The 17,059-nt window shown below is 60.5% G+C and carries 13 protein-coding genes, 1 tRNA gene and 1 pseudogene; 6 read left to right on the top strand and 9 right to left on the bottom strand.

Features of this window, described 5'->3' with window-relative positions; all coding sequences use genetic code 11:
- Positions 1-384 precede the first annotated feature (384 nt).
- Entirely contained in the window at positions 385-546 is a 162-nt protein-coding gene (locus LPU83_RS66765) for a hypothetical protein (protein WP_157997394.1), read from the top strand.
- A gap of 152 nt (positions 547-698) precedes the next feature.
- On the opposite strand, the gene LPU83_RS66760 is transcribed toward LPU83_RS66765, so the two are convergent.
- The 8 genes and pseudogenes from LPU83_RS66760 to fdnG all read right to left on the bottom strand — a co-directional run bounded on the left by LPU83_RS66760 (position 699) and on the right by fdnG (position 10,708).
- A tRNA-Sec gene (locus tag LPU83_RS66760) sits at positions 699-794 on the bottom strand.
- A 129-nt stretch (positions 795-923) separates the two neighbouring features.
- A pseudogene (gene selB, locus LPU83_RS66755) lies at positions 924-2,753 on the bottom strand (selenocysteine-specific translation elongation factor); the annotation flags it as partial.
- A 2-nt stretch (positions 2,754-2,755) separates the two neighbouring features.
- Complete coding sequence (locus tag LPU83_RS66750) at positions 2,756-3,514, bottom strand: tetratricopeptide repeat protein (protein ID WP_063828723.1); 759 nt, start codon at positions 3,512-3,514, stop codon at positions 2,756-2,758.
- 62 nt (positions 3,515-3,576) lie between these two features.
- On the bottom strand, positions 3,577-4,983 hold the full coding sequence (gene selA / locus LPU83_RS66745; RefSeq protein WP_024315542.1) for an L-seryl-tRNA(Sec) selenium transferase: 1,407 nt from the start codon (positions 4,981-4,983) through the stop codon (positions 3,577-3,579).
- Between the two features lie 10 nt (positions 4,984-4,993).
- Positions 4,994-5,911, bottom strand: coding sequence for a formate dehydrogenase accessory protein FdhE (gene fdhE, locus LPU83_RS66740; protein WP_024315543.1), 918 nt, complete (start codon positions 5,909-5,911; stop codon positions 4,994-4,996).
- 52 nt (positions 5,912-5,963) lie between these two features.
- Entirely contained in the window at positions 5,964-6,671 is a 708-nt protein-coding gene (locus LPU83_RS66735; protein ID WP_024315544.1) for a formate dehydrogenase subunit gamma, read from the bottom strand.
- Positions 6,668-7,609, bottom strand: a complete 942-nt coding sequence (fdxH, locus tag LPU83_RS66730) for a formate dehydrogenase subunit beta (RefSeq protein ID WP_024315545.1) — start codon at positions 7,607-7,609, stop codon at positions 6,668-6,670. Before fdxH ends, LPU83_RS66735 begins: the two co-directional genes overlap by 4 nt.
- Positions 7,610-7,621: 12 nt before the next feature.
- Positions 7,622-10,708 carry a formate dehydrogenase-N subunit alpha gene (fdnG, locus tag LPU83_RS66725; RefSeq protein WP_082323284.1) on the bottom strand — a complete coding sequence of 1,029 codons (3,087 nt, stop codon included), beginning with the start codon at positions 10,706-10,708 and terminating at the stop codon, positions 7,622-7,624.
- Between the two features lie 465 nt (positions 10,709-11,173).
- On the opposite strand from fdnG, the gene LPU83_RS66720 reads away from it, so the two are divergent.
- On the top strand, positions 11,174-11,614 hold the full coding sequence (locus LPU83_RS66720) for a twin-arginine translocation signal domain-containing protein (protein ID WP_037070770.1): 441 nt from the start codon (positions 11,174-11,176) through the stop codon (positions 11,612-11,614).
- Entirely contained in the window at positions 11,607-12,668 is a 1,062-nt protein-coding gene (gene selD / locus LPU83_RS66715) for a selenide, water dikinase SelD (RefSeq protein WP_024315549.1), read from the top strand. The genes LPU83_RS66720 and selD overlap by 8 nt, the downstream gene beginning before the upstream one ends.
- 168 nt (positions 12,669-12,836) lie before the next feature.
- Here selD and LPU83_RS66710 read toward each other — a convergent pair whose 3' ends face one another.
- Complete coding sequence (locus LPU83_RS66710) at positions 12,837-13,124, bottom strand: hypothetical protein (RefSeq protein ID WP_024315550.1); 288 nt, start codon at positions 13,122-13,124, stop codon at positions 12,837-12,839.
- Between the two features lie 335 nt (positions 13,125-13,459).
- Between LPU83_RS66710 and LPU83_RS66705 the strand changes: the two genes are divergently transcribed.
- The 3 genes from LPU83_RS66705 to LPU83_RS66695 all read left to right on the top strand — a co-directional run bounded on the left by LPU83_RS66705 (position 13,460) and on the right by LPU83_RS66695 (position 16,967).
- On the top strand, positions 13,460-14,224 hold the full coding sequence (locus LPU83_RS66705; RefSeq protein WP_024315551.1) for a carbonic anhydrase: 765 nt from the start codon (positions 13,460-13,462) through the stop codon (positions 14,222-14,224).
- 122 nt (positions 14,225-14,346) lie between these two features.
- Positions 14,347-15,774, top strand: a complete 1,428-nt coding sequence (locus LPU83_RS66700) for an alanine/glycine:cation symporter family protein (RefSeq protein ID WP_024315552.1) — start codon at positions 14,347-14,349, stop codon at positions 15,772-15,774.
- A 107-nt stretch (positions 15,775-15,881) separates the two neighbouring features.
- On the top strand, positions 15,882-16,967 hold the full coding sequence (locus tag LPU83_RS66695) for a calcium:cation antiporter (protein ID WP_024315553.1): 1,086 nt from the start codon (positions 15,882-15,884) through the stop codon (positions 16,965-16,967).
- Positions 16,968-17,059: the final 92 nt, after the last annotated feature.

The raw sequence follows: 17,059 nt of genomic DNA, 5'->3' as shown, positions 1-17,059 counted from the left end.
CGAAAGCTTCCCTTCTTGTCCTGGTCCCCAGCGGTCAGAACAAGGACAGATTACGCTAATCTGCACGGCTCACCAGACGGACCAAAGTCCCTGGCAGCAAGAAAATCGACCGTCGTCCGCGATCTCGGCTCTCGTGGGTATTCTACGCAGAGACGTCGCTCGATGAACTGCTGACCAAGTTCGATCGCGCGCATCCACACTACACAGACACAACGCACGAAGACATCATCGCGCACTGGAAAGCCGTTGACGATGTGATGAATGACGCAGAGCTCAGACTGCTCAAGGGCTGAAAGCGATGTGGGACGTCGAGCACCAATTTCCGTTCCTGCGACGCGGACGAGGAAGCCTATAGGGCTGCGTACCGAGGCCAGCAGTAACCTCGTGGAACTGATCGAGGCAATTCAGGTTCATACAGTGGAAGGCTTCAAAGTGAAGGCGCTGGCTAGCTTCTGGTGTCATTCAGGAGGCAAAATCGACTTTGACGCGGCGGCAACAGACCTGCAATTGGCCGCCGATGTCATCAACGATTTGCCGGCAGTCTGAAACGAAAGGCGCTGTCGCGCTTCGCGAACGATGCGGCCGTGTCATCCCACCAAAAGCTATCTCAGGGGCAAAATGGAGTGGGGAGAAAAGTGCGGACGCCTACTTATGCTCTTTAAAATATGAAATGATATCAATTATATAAGGCGGATACTTGGCGGAAGAGAGTGGGAGTCGAACCCACGAAAGACCGTCTCTCGGCCCCTCCCGGATTTGAAGTCCGGACGCCCCACCGGGGACGTATCTCCTCCAGAAACGACACCGTCGCCGGCGATACTATTCGACATATTGCCGAACAGGTCCAGACGGTTTTGGTCGACGCGGCGGAGATCGCCGCGACGCAGCGTAACGCGATGGCGATCGAAGAAATCGAGGATCTGGATCGCGACCTTGCGGCCATTTTCGACACGGTCGCGAAACTGCATTGCGGTGAACCAGCCCCCCTCGGCGCCAGAACTGATCTCGGCAATGATTGCAACCATCTCCGCAACTGCCTCGCGCAGGAAGAAATGATCCTGTGCTACTTCATGCGCCTTGCCCATGCGGCCGCCGAGTTTCAGCAGCCGACGTGTCTGTTGCTCGGGGACCGCCAGCAATGCGGCAATATCGCGAACCCTCGGAGGACGGAACCGCGCTGCCCCGCCGAGCAGCGGCTCAATCCTGTCCCACAGCCGCTCGTCGGCCAATGTCATCGTCACTTGATGTCCCGAAAGCCGGACCCAAGCGCCATCCAGCACGATCTCTCCCGCGCGGACGAGGTTCTGCAGGGCTGCGCGAAATGCCGGGATGGGCAAGCGCACCTCGAGCCCAGCCCGCAACAGCTCGATGCCCATTCCCGGCAGATCCTGGTTCTCCACATGGAACCTCTCAAGCCGGCTCCAAAGGTTGCTATGGAATTTCTCCCAGCGATCAGGCGACATAGCGAGCGCCGTGTCATCGATGGACAACGGCACCGTTCCCAGCGATGCGGCCACGGCGCTGGCATCTGCTGTGGCAATTGCCCTGTCGCGGGCGAAAGCGGCAATGTCGACATAAAACGGATGCACCGCGAGCAACGCCTCGAACGCGCGCTCAGGTGCAACCAACGTCTGCGCCTGAAGTTGAGCCATCCGTTCCGGCGTCCGGCGCTTGCGTGCCGGTGCGCGTAAATCCAGGAACCGGCCTCCGCCGATGGTGCGCCGTGCGGAGGTATCGCGGATGATGTAACGGTCACCGACCGCGGCTGCGATCGGACTGTCCAGCACGAGCTGCACAAAGGTATCTGTTCCTGGGATGGCTGCTTCCTCGGCAAGCACGACGATACGGGCACCGACCTCTGCCGATGCGTGATGAAGCCGGACGGGGAACCAATGACCGATGGGTTTTGCCTCTGAAGAGAGCACACGCAGTGTCGCGTCGATGCGGCCCGTCGGAGCATGCAGGCTTTGCTCGCACACCATATCACCGCGATTGATGGCCGTTTTCGTGATCCCCTGGCCAACGAGGTTTAGGGCGCAACGATCGCCCGCGCGGCCGTTTTCGCTTGGCCGGTTCTGCGTATGGATCGAGCGCACCCTTGCGACAAGGCCGGAAGGGCTTACGGCGACATGATCCTCGACCGATACCGTGCCTGACAGGACTGTTCCGGTTACGACTGTGCCCGTCCCCTGAATTGTGAAGGAACGATCGACGGCCAGACGAAAGCGCCCCGACGCCTGATGCGGCGTGAACCTGCGTGCGGCATTGACGATCTCATCGCGCAGAGCTCCGATACCCCGGCCTGAAACCGTCGAGACGGCGATGACTGGGGTATTGCCGAGCGTTAAGGGGGCTTGCTCGTTTCGCACGGCGACTTCGACCTCGACGAGACGGTCTTCCGGCACAAGATCGGCTTTGGTCAAAGCAACAATGCCATGCTCGATGCCGAGAAGATTGACAATGGCGAGATGTTCGCGCGTCTGCGGCATGATGCCGTCATCGGCCGCGACCACCAGCAGGACGAAGTCGATGCCGCTTGCACCGGCAAGCATCGTGTGAACGAATTTCTCGTGGCCCGGTACATCGACAAAGCCAAGTATCTGCGCGCCATTCACGGGCATATAGGCAAAGCCCAGATCGATCGAGATGCCGCGAGCCTTTTCCTCTTTCAGCCGATCCGTGTCGATGCCGGTCAGCGCCCGGACGAGGGATGTCTTGCCATGATCGATATGTCCTGCAGTGCCGACGATCATTACTACTCCCCCTCTCGGTTATCTGCGGGAGGATCGGCGATTTCCGACAACGGCAGAGCTGCGCGGCGTTCGGCCAGCGCCAGTTCATCCGTATTGAGCGACGCGCGAACGGCATCGAAGAACGCTGCTGAGAGCGCGCTGCCGCCAGCGCGCGCCCGCAGCAACCATGCGAAGGCTTCGATCAAGTCGCGGGCAATGCCGTTTCCGAGATAACAGGCCGCGCCGAGCATGGCCTGTCCATCAGCGTCGCCAGCGGTAGCGCCAAGCCGCCACCAATAGACCGCCTCGACGGGATTGCGCGGCACGCCCAGGGCATTGTGATAAAGCATACCGAGCCGCGTCATCGAAGCGGCAGAGCCGTTTTTCGCAGCCGCAAGCGCCCATCGGCGAGCCTCTTCAAAATCAGGCTCGATAATATCGCCCTCGAGCAGCATCCAGCTCAGCATATCCTGGGCTTCGCTGTCATTCTGTTCAGCCGCCGCTCGATAGAGCGCCGCCGCCCGCCCATAGTCCGGTTGGATGCCCTCTCCCCTGAATAATAAAGAGGCTAGGTTGCGCTGGCCAAGCCGGTCGCCCGCCTCCGCCGACAATGTCAACCAGTGACAAGCAAGATCAGCATCCTGGACGACGCCCAGTCCTTCCACGAAGCATGCGCCGATATTGTTTTGCGCCCGTGCGTTTCCCGCTCTTGCGAGAGGCTCCCAGATGGTGAGGGCCGCTTTGTAATCACCGCGCCGCGCAGCGGCGAGCGCCGCGTTCATCTGCGCCTCGAAGCGGACTGCATTCCCGGCTGGCTTTCGCAGGAAGCGGCTAAAAAGGTTCATCAGACCCTCCCCTGACCGGCGGGGAGGCTCATCAAATTAGCCGCAAAACTCTCCTCATCTTCGAGACAGCGCAGATCCAGCACCAGCGATCCGCGTTCGATTCGACCAATGACCGGGATCGGCAGCCGTCTGAACGAAGACGTCAGTTCTGCGAGCGCGCTGCCGCTGCCTTCGATCGGCGTCAGCGCAAGCCCCGCGCTGGGCACGCAGGACAGCGGCAGGGCGCCGGAGCCGATCTGGCTTTCGCAAGCAACGACAGATACGTGGACAGCGGCCTTCAGCAGGCCCTTGACGACAGGTGCCAGCCGTTCCGCCTGCGTCTTGATTTCAAGCTGAGAACGTGTGAGCAGTCGCATGACGGGGAGGCGCTCGCCCAGGCGCTCCGGATCGCGATAAAGTTTCAGTGTCGCTTCGAGAGCGGCCAACCTTATCTTATCGACCCGCAGCGCGCGTTTCATCGGGTTCTTGTTGATCGTCTCGATGAGTGTCCGGCGCCCGACGATGAAGCCGGCCTGTGGCCCGCCGAGAAGCTTGTCGCCTGAAAAGGTGACGACATCGGCACCCTCGCAGATCGCCTCGCGAACGGTGGGTTCGTATGCGAGCCCAAAACGGACCAGATCGACCAGGGTACCGGAACCGAGATCGTTGATCAGCGGCACGCCCTTGTCGTGGGCGATCCCCGAAAGTTCGCGCGCTCCGACCTCTTTGGTAAAACCCTCTATTCGATAGTTCGACGTGTGGACCTTCAGTATCAAGCCCGTATCGGGGCCGATGGCATCCCTGTAGTCCCTGGCATGGGTGCGGTTCGTGGTGCCGACCTCGACAAGACGGACACCCGCGCGCTCCATGATGTCCGGCATGCGGAAGGCCCCGCCGATTTCGATCAGTTCGCCCCGCGAGACGATGGCTTCCCTGTCGGCCGCCAGGCTGTTCAGCACCAGAAGGACGGCCGCAGCATTATTGTTGACGACGGTTGCATCTTCGGCGCCCGTCAATTCGCAGATCAGCGCGCGCAGATGATCATCCCGTTCGCCGCGCTTGCCGTTGTTAAGATCGAATTCGAGCGCGACAGCCTCGCGCATAGCCGCTGCCGCGGCATCGACTGCTGCTTCCGCGAGGATGGCCCTGCCCAGATTGGTATGGAGGACCGTCCCGGTCAGGTTGAAGACGGAGCGAAGCATCGGGCGGTCGTTGGCGTCGAGCCTCGAAAACGCCGCCGCCGCAATTTCCTCGCGCGATGGGACGTCCTTTCCCTGGCGTACCTTCTCCCTCGTTTCACAAAGGATAGCTCGAATGGCCTGCGTGACCGCGATTCGCCCGAAACATTCGATCGCGGCGCCAGCAGGAGCCGTTTTCAGGATTTGGTCGACCGATGAAATCTCCCGCAGGTTAGCACTGGCGTCCATCTCTCCCACCTCAAAAGCCGGCCAGAAGCGGCGCAAATCCACCCCGGCGATACGGGCCTTCGCGCATCAGAAGGTCCAGATTGAGACTTGCCACATCGTCGGCGACCGGATCGGCCGCCGGCTCTGTGTTCTGATAGATTATCTTCGACCAGCCCTGGCATTCATCACAGGTTTCGGCTTTGACGGCCCCGCCCTGCCCTTCTATCTCCTGATAGCCGATCCCTTTGGTGGAGCCGCAAAGTGTGCATTTGACCCGGACATAGTGCCACAATGTTCCGCAAAGCGAACATGAGCAGTACCTTGCGCCATGCGAGCCCGGCCAGCCGACGACCATGGACGACACCGGCCCGCTGCCACATGCAGGACACAGGCCATCGGCCACAGGCACCAGCATTGCCGCGTCGAGAACTGACGCGAGCCGAGCAAAATGCACCTGAAGTGCAGCCCAGACGAACACATGCTCGGCAATCGCATCCGCCGGCAACGCGCCGGAGAATACGGCTCGCGCCATGGACATGCGTTGTCCGGCATCGGTCCTGGTGACGCGGCCAAGCGCCTCGGCGGCAGCAGCCGGTTTTTCGATGGTATCGACAGCTGCAAAGAGGCCGTCGAATATCGCGCTGATCGTTCCGTCGACTTCTATCGTGTCGCGGTCGAGCGGCGGCATTTCAAACTCCCGCACACGCTTGATCGACTCGGGATCCGGATGTTCCGGAAGGGGCAGATCCGCTTGGATATGGTGTTGGGCCTCAAAGAGCTGCGCGAGGAAAACCAGGTATGGCGCCAGGATGCTGACTTCAGCCAACTGACGTAGACGTTTCGACCTGGCCAAAAAGAGTAAAGCGGGATCTGGAAGACGCGCAAACGGTGGCGATGATACGTCTCCAATTGCCGTTGGATCCGGCACAACCGCGCTTTTGCCTTTCATGACACTCCCTCACGAACCGCACGGGCCACGTGATGCAGACCGTAACGCCCGGTCATTCGGCGGGCGTACCCCCCGATTTTTTCCCTGTTGACCTGGTGACCAGTTCACGCAGCCATTTGCGATGATGCCGCCACGCCCACCCACCTGTCACAGAGCCGCGCGTCATTGCCCGTATCGTACCGCGTACCCACAAGGCTGAATAGACATGAATGATCCACACATTGATGATGACGACGGCTGCGATTGAATGCGACAAGACCGCCCATCGCTTCAGCTCGATCGTGGTATAGCCGGCAAAGTATTGGTCCCAGATTGTGGTGCCCGTTGTTATCAGGACGATGATCAAGATCGACATTGACCAGAACACGACCTTTTGACCGGCATTGTATTTACCGACCTCCGGCGCGCGCTCCTCATGGCCGGCCAGAACATCGCGGCCGTGCGCGAGCCAGTTGCTGTCTTCCCGCCTCCAAAGGTTGGCTTTCCAGAAACGCAGGAAAAGGCCGAGAAAACTGAAGAAGAGAACAACGCCAATCCATGGATGAATGATGCGCGTCAAGGGACCGCCGCCGAAGAGCGCGGTCAGGAAGAACAGGCTCGGATGGAACAGCGCCATGCCGGAGAGCGCCAAGAGCACGAGGCTTGCCGCCGTGATCCAGTGGTTGATCCTTGCTCCTGCGGTATAGCGATCGACCGTGACGGGCTTACCGGGGTGGACGCTGTCGCCTTTTGCCATATCGTCGTTTGTGTTCGAGCTCATGAGGAACCGTCTCCCGTCAGTCTCTCCGCCGCCTCTTCGTCCTCCTCGGAAACCTGGTTTGGTCCGTTGACCAGATAATGAACGAGGCCGGCGACGGCTGCCACACCCATGACAGCGAGCCCGGCATATTTCGTGACCCCCTTCCAGGCCTCGACGACCGGGCTTATCCTCGGATTATTCGGCAGATCGGCATAAATTTCCGGCTGGTCGGCGTGGTGCAGCACGTACATGACATGTGTGCCGCCGACGCCGGGCGGATCATAAAGGCCGGCATTGGCATAGCCGCGGGACTTGAGATCGGTGATCCGCCCTTCTGCGTGCTGCTTCATTTCCTCCTTCGTGCCGAAGACAATGGCCTGCGTCGGACAGGCCTTGGCGCAGGCGGGACCTTGGCCGACGGCGATGCGGTCGGAGCAGAGCGTGCATTTGTAGGCGGTGTGATCGACCTGGGAGATACGCGGAATATTGAACGGGCATCCTCTGATGCAGTAGCCGCAACCAATGCAGTTTTCGTGGACGAAATCGACGATGCCGTTCGAATATTGCACGATTGCGCCTGGCGCCGGGCAGGCCTTGAGGCAGCCTGGATCTTCGCAATGCATACAGCCGTCTTTGCGGATCAGCCATTCCAGATTGTTAGTCTCGGGATTTTCCCATTCGGTGAAGCGCATGAGCGTGAACATGTCAGGTGTCAGGTCATGCGGATTATCGTAGACGCCAGTGTTGACGCCGATCTCCGGGTGCGTGTCGTTCCACACAATGCAGGCCGACTGGCAGGCCTTGCAGCCGATGCATTTGGAGACATCGATCAGCTTCGCCACCTCGGTCTGGCGCTCTACCGGCGGCGTCACGCTTGAGGCCGAACGGCGGATGAGATCCCGCTCGCCGAATCTAGGGCTCTCAGGCGCAACAGTGGGATTTGGAACAGGACGGAACATGGCTGCCGTCTCCTATGCCACCGGCCCGGCGATGGGCTCTATGTTGACCAGGAACGCCTTGTATTCAGGCGTCTCTATGTTTGCGTCGCCGACGAAAGGTGTCAGCGAATTTGGACCGAAACCTTTTTTCGCGGCGCCGGTAAAGCCCCAATGCAATGGGATGCCCACGACATGGACGGGCTTGCCGTCGCATATCAAGGGCTTGATCCGCTTGGTCACGACCGCCTTGGCCTTGACGGAGCCGCGCTTGGACCAGACGCGCACCCAGCCGCCTTTGGCGATGCCTTTTTCCACCGCGAGCTCCTCCGATATCTCGACGAAGAATTCCGGCTGCAGCACGGCATTCACCCACACATGCTTCGTCCAGTAGTGGAAATGCTCGGTGAGGCGATAAGACGTCGCCGCATACGGAAACTCCTTGGAGGCTGGCTCGGCAAATTGCTTGAAATCGTCCTCAAACACCCGCGCCGCGGGATTGCCGCGCACTGCCGGGGCAACAAGATTGGCAACGGGCGATTCGAATGGCTCGTAGTGAGCTGGGAACGGCCCGTCGCGCATCATCGTCCTGGTGAAAAGGCGCGAGACGCCTTCCGGGTTCATGATGAACGGCCCGACATCGGCAGGCTTGGCCGTCGGCGCGATGTCCGGCACATCATAACCCGACCACTTTGCACCATCCCATTCGATCAGCTTGCGGCTCGGATCCCATGCCTTGCCGGACAGGTCCGCCGATGCTCGGTTATAGAGAATACGGCGATTGACAGGCCAGGAGAACGCCCATTTCAGATAGGCGCCGGTCTCGTCCGGGTCCGACGTGTCGCGCCGGGCCATGTTGTTTCCGTTCTCGTTGAAGCAGCCGGAATAGATCCAGCATGCTGAGGACGTCGAGCCGTCGTCGCGAAGTGCGGCAAAGCTCGGCACCAACTTGCCTGCCTCGGCCACAACCTTGGCAGGATCTGCCGTGTCGTACACGGTGGCAAGCGCCCGCCCGTTGATCTCCTTGGCGAGTTCCTCCGCGGCCGGTTCGTCCGGATCGGCGTATGCCCAATCGAGATTGATGATCGGATCGGGGAATTTCCCACCTTCCTTGCGGTAGAGCTCCTTCAGGCGCACGTGGATCTGCGCCATGATCCAGTTGTCGGTCTTGGCTTCGCCAGGAGGCGTGCCCCCCGGCCAGTGCCACTGCAGCCAACGGCTGGAATTCGTCAGCGAACCCTCATCTTCGGCAAAGCAGGTCGAAGGCAATTGGATGACCTCCGTGTGGATCTGCGAAGAATCGACATCGTTGAACTCGCCGTGATTCTCCCAGAATCGTGCAGTTTCGGTGTCCAGCGGATCCATTGTGACGAGAAATTTGAGCTTCGACAGGGACGCGGTCGCCTTCGCCCGGTTTGGAATAGCGAGAAGCGGATTGAACCCTTGGCAAATATAGCCCGTCATCTTGCCCTGGTTCATGAGTTCGAAAGCACGCAGGACGTCATAGCCGGGCACGTCGAGCTTCGGCAGCCAGTCGTAGGCGAACGTGTTTTCCGGCGTCGCCGCCGAACCCCACATCGCCTTCAGGAAGCTCACGAAGAATTTCCTGTAGTTCTGCCAGTAGCTCATCTGGTTCGGACGGAGCGGCTTGAAGCCGCGCGTCGACATGTAGGTGTCGAAATCCACTTCCTTCTCGTTCGGCAGCGTCATATAGCCGGGCAACAGGTTCGACATCAATCCGACGTCCGTGAGGCCCTGGATGTTGGAGTGGCCGCGCAGCGCATTCATACCGCCGCCGCGCATCCCGATATTGCCGAGGATCAGTTGCAGCATCGCCATGGCGCGGATGTTCTGCGAGCCCTTGGAATGCTGCGTCCAGCCGAGCGCGTACATCGAGGTCATCACCTTGGTCGGTGACGAGCATTCCGCAACCATTTCGGCTACCTTCAGGAACTTGTCCTTCGGCGTGCCGCAGATGCGCTCCACCATCTCCGGCGTATAGGCGGAAACATGTTCCTTTAGGAGGTTCCATACGCAGCGCGGATTATTCAGCGTGTCGTCAACCACGGCATAGCCGTCGTCACCGATCACATAATCCCAGCTGGACATATCATGGCCGCGCTTTGCCTCGTCATACCCGGTGAAGAGCCCGTCCTTGTAGGCGAAGCCGTCCTTGACGATGTAAGCCGCGTTTGTGAAGGCCTTGACATAGCCCCACTGCACCTTGTCGTTGCCGATGCAGTGGTTAATGACGCCGAGGAGGAAAGCGATATCCGTTCCCTGACGGATCGGCGCATAAAGATCGGCGACCGAGGCCGAACGGGTAAACCGCGGATCGACGACGATCAGCCTTGCGCCGCGATTGGCTTTCGCCTCCGTAACCCACTTGAACCCGCAAGGGTGTGCTTCGGCGGCGTTACCGCCCATGATGACAACAAGATCGGTGTTCTTGATGTCGGTCCAGGAGTTGGTCATTGCGCCACGGCCGAATGTTGGAGCCAAACTGGCTACCGTAGGGCCGTGTCAGACACGCGCCTGATTGTCGAAGACCAGCATTCCGGCGCTGCGCACAACCTTATAGGTCTCCCACGCCGTCTCATTCGTTGTCGCAGACGCGGCGAGGAAGCCGGTCGTCGTCCATCGGTTCACCGGAAGGCCGGCAGCGTTCCGTTCGACGAAATTGGCGTCGCGGTCGTCCTTCATCAGTCGCGCGATGCGGTTCAGCGCATCATCCCAGGAAATGCGCTCGAACTTGTCCGACCCGGGCTTGCGCATCATCGGATACTTCAGACGCGTCTCGGCCTTGACGAAATGCAAAAGCGCTGCGCCCTTCGGACAGAGCGTACCGCGATTTGTGGGATGGTCGGTATCGCCCTCGATATGGATGATCTCTGCCTGCTCGCCTTTTTTCAGGTCACCCTTCGAATACATGATGATGCCGCATGCGACAGAGCAGTATGGACAGGTGTTCCGGGTTTCGGTGGTATTTACGAGCTTGAAAGCGCGGATCGCTTCGGCATGGGCTGCTTCGACGTCTGCAAAGCCAAAAGCTCCGAGCGCCGTACTTGCAACACCTGCGCCGGCCACCGCGAGAAACTGGCGCCGCGACAGTTCCATGTTCATGGCAGATACCTCCCCTGAAACCGGCTTTGCCGACGCGGCAACCCGGCGAATTGGAGACATTCTCTACAGTTCGAGATATAGCTCGTTTTTGAAAAATAGGTCAGCACATTTTATTGTCAAATCAATAAGAAGCCCAAAATTATGATGTCATCGTCGTGCCATACGGCAAAGCTGTGCGAGAACCGTGGCTGACTGTTTCTGAACCATCCTATGATCGCCCTAAAATTGACGTTCAGCCGTAAAGGGACGATGATAAGCAGATGGGATTGCTTGCCGCTCCCGAGTCTCGGGGCATTGCGCATTGGGTTGTTGCCGCACGCCGGAAATGGCGGAGCCGTTCGGATTGTGCTCGACCTCTTTCCTGCAACATTGGAATTCTCCTACGACACAAGACTGTGAACCGCTGCACGCACGAGCGGTCTCGGACGTTCGACGCCTGCATCTTAAGAGCGCCCGCAGGTGCTGATGGCTGCCGGCACCGGCAACTCAAATCGGGAGGGAATGATGATCAGTCGTCGTGAACTTCTGAAAGCGGCAGCCGCGCTGTCGGCAATGGCCGGGTTGCCGAAAATAGCCTTTGCAAATATGGCTTTTGCGCCGAGACCTTCCACGTGGCGAACGTTCGAGATTACGACTCGTGTCGAGCTTTTGCGCGCCGACAGTGCCGCGCGCGCATGGATTCCGCTGCCCGTTCTTCGGGCTGGCGATTGGAACAGGCCGGGCGACATTACCTGGACGACCAATGCGGCCAGCGCCAGGATCGTGCGGGACGACGCCGGTCGGCAAGGCTCGATTGCCTTGATCCGGATGCGTTCAGATACGCGATCCGGTCCCGCGAAATTACTGCCTGACCGACAGCGGCGGCAGCGTCCAATTGCAACCTTTATGGGAGGCCATCATGGATAGTCCGACTGCAACATCGCCCATCCGCCTGACAGCGCTCGCTCATGGAGGCGGCTGCGGCTGCAAGCTTGCGCCATCGGTTCTGCAGCAGCTGCTTGCGGGTCAGCCTGTTGCCGCTCCCTTTGCCCGGCTGCTTGTCGGGACGGAGACCGGCGATGATGCCGCTGTCTGGCAGCTTGACGATGAAACCTGCCTGATCGCGACCACCGATTTTTTCATGCCGATGGTCGATGATCCTTTCGACTTCGGCCGCATCGCCGCGACCAACGCCATCTCCGACGTTTATGCCATGGGCGGCAGGCCACTGATGGCGCTTGCCATTCTCGGCATGCCGATCGACAAAATGCCAACCGAAACAGTGGGGGAGATATTGAAGGGCGGCAGTGCCATCTGCGCAGAGGCCGGCATTCCCGTCGCCGGCGGCCATTCGATCGATTCGCCGGAACCTATCTACGGCCTGGCGGTCGTCGGCACATGCCCGATTTCCAGCTTGCGCCGCAACAGCGGCGCAAGACCCGGCGATGCACTGATCCTGACGAAAGCACTCGGCGTGGGTATCTATTCGGCTGCATTCAAGAAAGGTGCGCTGCCACCGGACGCCTATGGCGAACTCATCGCGTCGATGACGCTCCTAAATAGCGTCGGAGCAGACCTTGCTCTAGATACCGGCGTCCATGCCATGACGGATGTCACCGGTTTCGGCATTCTTGGTCACGCCCTTGAGATGGCTCGAGGATCGAACAAGCGGATATCGCTCAGTGTCAGGGACATGGCTTTTCTTGCGCGCGCCGCCGGGCTCGCAGAGCAGGGTTTCGTGACTGGCGCATCGCACCGGAACTGGGCAAGTTACAGTGAGAACGTCTCCCTGCCTGAAGACCTCCCAATATGGCGACGCCATATACTCACCGACCCCCAGACGTCCGGGGGGCTTCTCGTTTCATGCAGCAAGGATCGGGTAAGGGAATTGCTCGGGAAAATCGTTGCAGCAGGCTATCCCGCCGCGCGCATCATCGGCGCGGTGGAGGATGGCGAGCCCGAACTGCGCGTCGCTGCCTGAGCGAGTTTGGTCGTAACCGGTGTTCCGCTCCCACGTTGATCTTGCCGCCCTGATCTGTGATCGCCTTTCCATGGAAGAGCAACGGGAGTTTCTCCATGGAGACTACATTGGAGGTTCTCACGACCAGGAAGTCTGGACGTGAGGTTCACCGGCATTGGCCGGATGAGGTCAAGGCGCAAATCGTTTCGGAGAGCCTTCGGCCCGGCGCCAGTCCGTATCTTCCGCGATAACCCTGTCGGGCGAGGCGCTGATCAAACCGACTTCTTTCAGCCGCAGCGCATAGAAGCGGATGGTGTCAGCGGAATCGTAGTCCCGCCATTTCCGGTAAGGCAGCTCGCTGATCGCTGCGAACGCATCATCGTAGTGGCTGGCGAACCCGCCCGCCACCAGGCGCTCGGCAACCTGGGCCGGCGCCGCGGTGCGCGATAGTCGCCTGTTGGCCCGAAGCCGCCCCACATCCTGGCGATCGGAAGGGACCGCTGCGGCGGAAATCTGACATTCATAACGAGCATGTAATGAGTGAGCCTACCTAAGTGCCGGCAAGGTCTATTTGCAGGTGTGAAGACGTTCCATAGAGGCGGTAGCCGATATCGTAGAATACTCAAGAAAACTATGGTAGATTTACAGTACTTTTTAGATTCTCGTTTTATCCCATCCTGAACGGCGATGCTTGGATATTTCGCATAAGCGTAAGGCTTTCAAGGACGAGAAGGGTGTATTCCACTTCACTCGCGAGGCACGGGTGAATGACCTGATCTGCGATGGCATGCATCGAACACAGGGAGGAACCGATGAAACCCAAGGACATTTCCATCCGAGCCGTTGGTATGGCTTGCGGCTGCGGTAGTTGCTCGACCCCGTCAGCGGGTCGCGGCGAGGATGCCGATCTTGCGCGTCGCGGCTTCATGCGCAATGCGATCGCTTGCTCCGTCGTGGCGCTGGCTGGTGCTGCGGTCACGCGCGTTCGGCCGGCAGCGGCCCAGAGCGCATTGACGCCCGATGCGGCGCTCAAGGAGTTGATGGACGGCAACGAGCGCTATGTTGGCGGTCAACTCCGGTCCCTCAATGAGGACCTATCAATCCTCAAGTCCAAGAATGCCGAGAAGCAGGAGCCCTTCGCCGCGGTGCTGTCATGCGCCGATTCCCGCGTACCGGTGGAGTTCGTCTTCGACCAGAGCATCGGTCATCTGTTTGTCGTGCGCGTGGCCGGGAACATCACCACACCGGAGATCACGGCGAGCCTCGAATATGGCGTCGCCGTTCTAGGTACCAAGGTCCTCATGGTGCTGGGGCACGGTAACTGCGGCGCGGTCAAGGCAACGATGGAAGGCAAGGCGGTGCCTGGTCAGATCAGCGCGCTTTACGCCCCGATCCGGCCGGCGGTGGATGTCGCTGGCGGCAACCTGGACGCCGCCATCGACGCCAATGCCCGGCTTCAGGCAAGCCTGCTCAGCCAAGCCTCCCCCATCATCGCCGGAGCGATCAAGGAGGGGAAACTGAAGGTCGTGGCGGCCCGCTATGACATCGTGAGCGGAAAAGTCTCGTTGCTCGCCTAGTGGGGCATCAGCATCGATCCGGGGCCCAGGGGACGCAATTGGCTTTGTCCCGGACACGTCGCATCGTGAACGCATGGTAGGGCGTGCGTGTAGTTGTGATGATCGCAAACCGGAGGGACGCCATGAACACGATCATCGATTTCCTCAACACGATCTTTTGGGGTTATATCCTGATCTACGGACTGCTCGCCGTCGGGGTGTATTTCACCATCCGCCTTGGCTTTCAGCAGATCGTGCATTTCGGCGAGATGTTCCGGGTCGTCACCGCACGCGATACCCGCGGCGACAAGGAGGGCATCTCTCCGGTTCAGGCGCTCTGCACTAGCCTCGCGAGCCGGGTCGGCACCGGCAACATCGCTGGCGTCGCGGTGGCGCTGACCCTCGGCGGGCCCGGCGCGATCTTCTGGATGTGGATGGTGGCGCTGGTGGGAATGGCAACGTCCTACTCGGAGTCGACCCTCGCCCAACTCTACAAGGTGCATGAGGCGGAAGGCGGCGGCACGGGCGTCTACCGCGGTGGCCCGGCCTTCTACATCGCCAAGGGGCTCGGGATGCCGTGGCTCGGGTCGGTCTTCGCGGTCTGCCTGATCCTCTCCTTCGGTCTCGTATTCAACGCCGTCCAGGCGAACTCCATCGCCGATGCTATGGCCGGCGCGTTTGGTATCCCGAAGCTCGCGACGGGCCTGGTGCTCGCGGCCATCACCGGCATGGTGATCTTCGGCGGCATCCGTCAGATCGCCAGATTGGCGGGATATATCGTGCCCGTCATGGCCGGTGTCTATCTGCTGATGGCACTGTACGTGCTCCTCACCAACCTGCCGCTGGTGCCGGGCATGCTAACCCACATCGTCCGCTCCGCGTTCGGACTCGAGGAGGCGGCGGGCGGCGTGGCGGGCGGAGTCGCCGCGGCAATGGCCAACGGTATTAAGCGCGGGCTGTTCTCCAACGAGGCGGGCATGGGTTCGGCCCCGAACATCGCCGCGGCCGCGACGCCCGTGCCGCACCACCCCTCGAGTCAGGGCTTCGTGCAGGCGCTGGGCGTGTTCATCGATACGCTCGTGATCTGCTCGAGCACCGCGCTCATGATCCTGCTCTCGGAAGTCCACCTTTCGGGTCTCAACGGGACACAGTTGACCCAGGCGGCGTTGGGGCACCATATCGGCTGGATCGGGCCCTATTTCGTCGCAGTGGCGATCTTCTTCTTCGCCTTCACGTCGATCATCGGCAACTACTCGTACTCCGAGATGGCGATGGTCTTTCTCGGCATCGGCAATGCGACCGGACTGACCGTGCTGCGCGGGTTGGTCCTGCTCCTAGTCGTCTGGGGCGCGCTGCAGGCGGTGGCCACGGTCTTCGACGCCGCCGATGCGGCCATGGGACTGATGGCGACGATCAACTTAGTCGCCATCGTCGCACTCTCCGGAACGGTAGTGAAGCTGACGCGCGATTATTTCGCACAGCGCAAGGCCGGGGTGGAGCCGCGCTTTCACGGACGGGACTATCCCGAGTTCGGTGACCAGATCGACCACACTATCTGGACGCGGGACTGAGGCGGGCAGTAACACCGCACGAGATCACCACGGGGGTCAAGTGCCAGTCGCGGTGAAGGAATAGGCGAGGATGGGCAGCCAGTCTCGGCTGCAAGTAAGGAGGACCTATCGCTTTGGCAGCAGAACAAACACCGTGGTGGACATGGGTGTCGCCTGCAGTGGCTTGGGCGATCCTGCTGGTGGCACCATTTACGGGGGTCGGGGGCCTTGTTGCTGCGGCTGCTGGAGTGGCTCTGATCGCCACCGTCTTTGCCGCCGTTCACCACGCCGAGGTTGTCGCACACCGCACCGGCGAGCCTTTCGGCACGCTGGTGCTGGCAGTCGCCATCACGGTCATCGAGGTGGCGCTGATCGTCTCGGTGATGATCTCCGCTCCGGCGGAAAAAGCGGGGCTGGCACGCGATACCGTATTCGCCGCAGTGATGATCGTGATGAACGGCATCGTCGGCCTCTGCCTGCTTTCCGGGGGTATGCGCCATCACGAACAGGGATTTCAGCTCCACGGAGCAAGCGCCGCCTTGGCTGTGCTGGCCGCGCTCACCGTCTTGACGCTGGTCGTGCCAAACGTCGTCGCGACCGCAGCCGGGCCGATGTTCAGCACACCGCAGCTTGTCTTCGCCGGTATAGTCTCGTTGGCCCTCTACGGCTCGTTCATCTTCGTCCAGACCGTGCGGCACCGCGACTATTTCCTCCCGCTCGAGGCCGATGACGAGGATACGCACGCGTCATTGCCGTCAAACAGGATGGCCGCCACCAGCGCAGCCTTGCTGCTCGTCGCGCTGGTGGCGGTGGTGGGGCTTGCGAAATCCCTGACGCCGACGGTGGAGGCAGGAATAAGCTGGCTTGGCGTGCCAAAAGCCGTCGTGGGGATCGTCATTGCGGGCGTCGTGTTGCTTCCCGAGTGCCTGGCGGCGCTCAGGGCAGCCCAGGCCAACCGCCTGCAGACCAGTCTGAATCTGGCGCTGGGATCGGTACTCGCGGCAATCGGTCTGACCATCCCAACGGTCGCGCTTGTTTCGATTGTGATTGGCCAGCCCCTGGTGCTTGGCCTGGACGAGAAAGACCAGGTTCTGCTAGTGCTGACTCTGATCCTCAGCGTGATCACATTGGGTACGGGCCGGACCACGGTGCTTCAGGGTATCGTGCACCTGGTCGTCTTTGCAGTGTTCTTGTTCTTTGCAGTCGCGCCGTAGTGCGCAGGTGCGAAGCAACCGCGGAGTGCGTGGATGGACTCCGCTCGGCGCATGGACATCTGGATTATATCATTGGCGTCATTCAAATTCCT

It is taken from the genome of Rhizobium favelukesii (assembly GCF_000577275.2).
Classification (GTDB): domain Bacteria; phylum Pseudomonadota; class Alphaproteobacteria; order Rhizobiales; family Rhizobiaceae; genus Rhizobium; species Rhizobium favelukesii.
Note: the sequence above shows the minus strand (reverse complement) of the source record. Positions and strands in the feature narration are given on the sequence as shown.

What these genes read in the sequence shown, in the direction of transcription:
- LPU83_RS66750 (WP_063828723.1), bottom strand. Translation starts at nt 3,514, where the DNA reads ATGAACGCGGCGCTCGCCGCTGCGCGGCGCGGTGATTACAAAGCGGCC.
- selA (WP_024315542.1), bottom strand. Translation starts at nt 4,983, where the DNA reads ATGGACGCCAGTGCTAACCTGCGGGAGATTTCATCGGTCGACCAAATC.
- fdhE (WP_024315543.1), bottom strand. Translation starts at nt 5,911, where the DNA reads ATGAAAGGCAAAAGCGCGGTTGTGCCGGATCCAACGGCAATTGGAGAC.
- LPU83_RS66735 (WP_024315544.1), bottom strand. Translation starts at nt 6,671, where the DNA reads ATGAGCTCGAACACAAACGACGATATGGCAAAAGGCGACAGCGTCCAC.
- fdxH (WP_024315545.1), bottom strand. Translation starts at nt 7,609, where the DNA reads ATGTTCCGTCCTGTTCCAAATCCCACTGTTGCGCCTGAGAGCCCTAGA.
- LPU83_RS66720 (WP_037070770.1), top strand. Translation starts at nt 11,174, where the DNA reads ATGGCTGCCGGCACCGGCAACTCAAATCGGGAGGGAATGATGATCAGT.
- selD (WP_024315549.1), top strand. Translation starts at nt 11,607, where the DNA reads ATGGATAGTCCGACTGCAACATCGCCCATCCGCCTGACAGCGCTCGCT.
- LPU83_RS66705 (WP_024315551.1), top strand. Translation starts at nt 13,460, where the DNA reads ATGAAACCCAAGGACATTTCCATCCGAGCCGTTGGTATGGCTTGCGGC.
- LPU83_RS66700 (WP_024315552.1), top strand. Translation starts at nt 14,347, where the DNA reads ATGAACACGATCATCGATTTCCTCAACACGATCTTTTGGGGTTATATC.